Annotated in this window: 4 protein-coding genes; 3 read left to right on the top strand and 1 reads right to left on the bottom strand. The window is 39.6% G+C overall.

The window, feature by feature from the left end:
* Nucleotides 1-554: DGQHR domain-containing protein (locus IQ229_RS16245; protein ID WP_194045399.1), on the bottom strand; the 554-nt coding region annotated here is incomplete at its 3' end.
* A 181-nt stretch (nt 555-735) separates the two neighbouring features.
* Between IQ229_RS16245 and dndC the strand changes: the two genes are divergently transcribed.
* The 3 genes from dndC to dndD form a co-directional block, all read left to right on the top strand.
* A complete protein-coding gene (dndC, locus tag IQ229_RS16240; protein WP_194045397.1) occupies nt 736-2,388 on the top strand; it encodes a DNA phosphorothioation system sulfurtransferase DndC in 1,653 nt (550 codons plus the stop codon).
* Between the two features lie 89 nt (nt 2,389-2,477).
* Nucleotides 2,478-2,891 (top strand): IS200/IS605 family transposase, encoded by a 414-nt coding sequence (tnpA, locus tag IQ229_RS16235; RefSeq protein ID WP_194045389.1) that lies wholly within the window; start codon nt 2,478-2,480, stop codon nt 2,889-2,891.
* 107 nt (nt 2,892-2,998) lie between these two features.
* On the top strand, nt 2,999-4,097 hold a 1,099-nt coding region (gene dndD, locus IQ229_RS16230; RefSeq protein ID WP_194045381.1), incomplete at its 3' end, for a DNA sulfur modification protein DndD.

Genomic DNA, 4,097 nt, shown 5'->3' with positions numbered 1-4,097 from the left:
AATCGGTGTTGACCATCTAGTGCATAAATAGTTACATTATCCTCAGAAATATTTAGCAGACCTACCTTAGCGTCTTTATCTAGAGGTATAAAATCAGTAGTAGACTTTGTGGCGCGTCCTTCACTATCCCACTCAGCAGCTTTAGGATTATCCACCCACGGTTGATTAATTACTACTAGCACTGGCGGAAACTTGTGATTTTGTCTAGCCGCTAAATACTGTACTAGCGGCGCTTGACGTGACCAATCTAGGGGACGCTGCTGAATTTCATCAATACTATCTGCATCAATTTCGACATTATCAGTTTCAGGATTATACTTTTTTTGAAACAGAGGTAAGCCGGAGGCAAAGTGAACCCGACCTGCAAACCATTCCAAGGTAACAGAGCTAACATAAGCTTCAGTACCACCCATCTCAGTTTTTTGAACGAGAATCTGATCTTTTCTCCCTAAAAACTTCTCCAGGAGTAAAGCTAGTACCTGTTTTTCCTTGTTTTCTCGTTCCAGGTACTCTCTAGCGATGTCAGCAGTTGGGTCAGATGCACTATCTTTCATGTTAAATTTTAAAAACAGAATAGGATTATGTCGTTTAATTATCCAAAAATTTGGATATTAGTAGTAAAGTTTTTAAAAACTTTTCTTCAACCCACGGAGGTGGGTTTTGTCTGTATAGCCGCGAATTCTATTCGCCGGGATATCCGGGATATTACGCCAGTGTTTCCAGAGAGAAGGAGAAATGACTACAGCACAACAAGCAGAGAATAAAGGTCAGCAAACACGTACTGTAGCAGAGTTAGTGGACTACATCCAAGCTCTCACCATTGAAATTCAAGAATTGTATTGTTTAGACCAAATACCTTGGGTGGTGGGCTATTCGGGCGGCAAAGATAGTACTGCTACCTTACAGCTTATCTGGAATGCGATCGCAGCACTACCAGTTGAAAAGCGAAAAAAGACTATTCATGTTATTACAACTGACACACTAGTAGAAAACCCTGTAGTCTCTGTTTGGGTACGCAAATCCTTAGAAAGGATGAAGATTGCTGCTCAAGAACAGAAAATGCCCATTGAACCACATTTATTACACCCAGAAATTAAAGAGACATTCTGGGTAAGCTTGATTGGTAAAGGTTATCCAACACCGCGAGGAAAATTTCGTTGGTGTACAGACCGTCTAAAAATTCATCCTTCTAACCACTTTATCCGTGATGTAGTTAGAGTAAATGGGGAAGTTATTCTTATTTTAGGTACGCGCAAAGCTGAAAGCATTAAACGTGCTATTTCAATGGAAAAACATCAAGCAGGTAGCCTAAAAGATCGTCTTATTTCTGATTCAACTTCACCGACATCTCTGCTTTATCATAGTGCAAGCTTGCCTAATTCTCTAATTTATAGCCCCATTGAAGACTGGCGTACTGATGAAGTTTGGATTTACCTAAATCAATGGCAAAATCCTTGGGGATATAGCAACAAAGACTTATTCACCATGTATAGAGGTGCTACAGCAGATAATGAATGTCCTCTAGTTGTTGATACTTCTACTCCTAGCTGTGGTGATTCTCGATTTGGATGCTGGGTTTGCACAATTGTTAGTAAAGATAAATCAATGGAGGCAATGATTCAAAATGATGAAGAAAAAGAATGGATGCAGCCTCTATTAGATATCCGTAATGAATTAGATAATAGAGATGACCGCGATAAAAGAGACTTCCGCCGTATCTGGGGAGAAGTCCAACTTTTTGAACGTCATGTCGATGGTGAAGTCTCTATTGAACCAATTCATGGCCCCTATACCAAATATTGGCGGGAACATTGGCTTAGACGATTATTAGAAGCCCAAACAAAAACCCGTCAGACAGCGCCAGAAAGTATGCGCGATATCACCCTAATTACTCTCGAAGAAATGAGCGAAATTCGCCGCATTTGGCTAGAAGACAAACACGAATTTGATGATAGCTTACCCCGGATTTATCAAGAAGTGACTGGCGAAGAATTTCAAGACCCCCGCCCTGGTGCTGACTATAGTTTATTAGGTCGTGATGAATGGATAGTATTAGAAGAAATCTGTGAAGGTGACGCGATGCACTTGGAACTTATGGCGAAATTGTTAGACACAGAACGCCAGTATCGCAAAAAGACTCGTCGCGTAGGGATATACGATACGTTAGAAAAATGTTTTAATACGAGTTCCCGTTCTCCAGAAGATGCGATTAAAAATGCTCGTTTGAAACGCGAATTAAGCGAAGCAGTTAGTCAAGGTGACGTTGCAAAAGTCAAGCAGATGACTTTGGGCGATGTTGCAGCAATCAATGAAGTCGATGAAGGTAAAAGTGAAAGTGATGAAGAGGTAACTTGGGCAAGTATGAAATTTAAAAAGAAAGATTCATAAGAATTAAGAATAATATAATACTGGGCAAATACCGGGCGATTAGAAATCGCGGCTACACAGACGAAACCCACCTTCGTGGGTTAAAGAAAATGAGAGCAAGTTTTACGCAATTGTATGTGCATTATGTTTGGGCAACCTGGGATAGATTGCCGCTAATTACACCTGATATTCAAAAGCAAGTTTACGGGGCAATTATTCGAGAATCTGAACAGTTAAAATGTACCGTAATTGCAATTGGCGGTATTGAAGATCATGTCCATCTGCTAACGGGTTTTCCGCCAACCATGAGTATCTCTGAATTGGTTAAACAAATTAAGGGAAGTTCGTCCCATTTCATCACCCACGAAATCAAGCCAGGTGAGTTTTTTAAATGGCAAGGTAGCTATGGAGCTTTTACAGTTAGTCACGATGCCATTGATAACATAGCCAATTACATCAGAAACCAAGCTGCCCATCATAGCCAAAAATCAATCATCCCCACCTGGGAACTAACTCCCAAATAAACCAACAATTATGTACTAATTTAGTCCACGAAGGTGGACTTTGCCTGTGTAGCCGCGAATTCCATTCGCCCGGTATTCCTTCATCCGGTATTTAATAATCTCCAATTATGATATTTCTTGAACTCGTTCTACAAAACTTTGGCCCCTACAGTGGTAAACAGGTAATTAATCTTAACCCAAAAATTGATGAGGAAAACTCACACCCAATTATCCTCTTAGGTGGGATGAATGGTGGCGGAAAAACTACCCTTATGGATGCCATTCGTCTCGCCCTTTATGGCCCTCGCGCCCAATGTTCTACCCGTGGTAATTTAAGTTATAGTGATTTTCTCAATCAATGCGTTAACAATAAAATTGATCCAGTTGCAGACACTCGGATTGAATTACTTTTTGAACATATTGAAAACGATAAACCAATAAAATACCGTGTTGTCCGTAGTTGGGTAAAAAATCCTAAAGATGGCAAAGATACGTTAGGTATTTTAGGTGACAGTGATACCTGGCCTGATGCTTTAGTTAATATCTGGGATGAATATATTGAAAATCTCCTGCCATTAGGTATTTCTAACTTATTTCTTTTTGATGGTGAACAAGTTAAAGAACTCGCAGAACAAGAAACACCACCACCAGTTGTAGTAGATGCAATACGCGGACTTTTAGGGCTAGAGTTAGCAGACCGTTTAGCAGTTGATTTAGATATTTTAGTTAACCGTAAACTTAAAGAAGTTGGTAATAGTAAGGTTTTAGCAAACCTAGAGGAAATTGAAACTAGGTTAACCCAACAGCAAGAAGATTATCAAACCACAGAAGAGAAAGTAGAAATTCTCAAAAATCAGGTAGAAGAATTAGAACAAAAGCAGCAAGAAGCCTTAGATAAATTTATTTCTGAAGGTGGGAAGATTGCAGCCGAACGCAATCAATTAGAACTACAACAGGATACAAAAACTGCGGAAATTGAACAAGTACGTCAGTCGATGTGTGAATTAGCTGCGGATGTTTTACCTCTGGCATTAATTCCCAGTTTGCTTACTCAGGCGCAAGCACAGGGAGAAAAGGAATTTCGCCATCAACAGATACAAATTTCTAAAGATTTGTTAATTGAGCGAGATCAGCGTTTACTCACTTGGCTAAATCAAGTAGAAATTTCTCCGATACAAGTTGAAAAAATCCAATCATTTTTAATCCAAGATGTAGATAGTCTATACG

The organism is Nostoc cf. edaphicum LEGE 07299 (genome assembly GCF_015207245.1).
Taxonomy (GTDB): Bacteria; Cyanobacteriota; Cyanobacteriia; order Cyanobacteriales; family Nostocaceae; genus Nostoc; species Nostoc edaphicum_B.
This window is presented reverse-complemented; position numbering and strand designations above follow the sequence as displayed.

What these genes read in the sequence shown, in the direction of transcription:
- dndC (WP_194045397.1), top strand. Translation starts at nt 736, where the DNA reads ATGACTACAGCACAACAAGCAGAGAATAAAGGTCAGCAAACACGTACT.
- tnpA (WP_194045389.1), top strand. Translation starts at nt 2,478, where the DNA reads ATGAGAGCAAGTTTTACGCAATTGTATGTGCATTATGTTTGGGCAACC.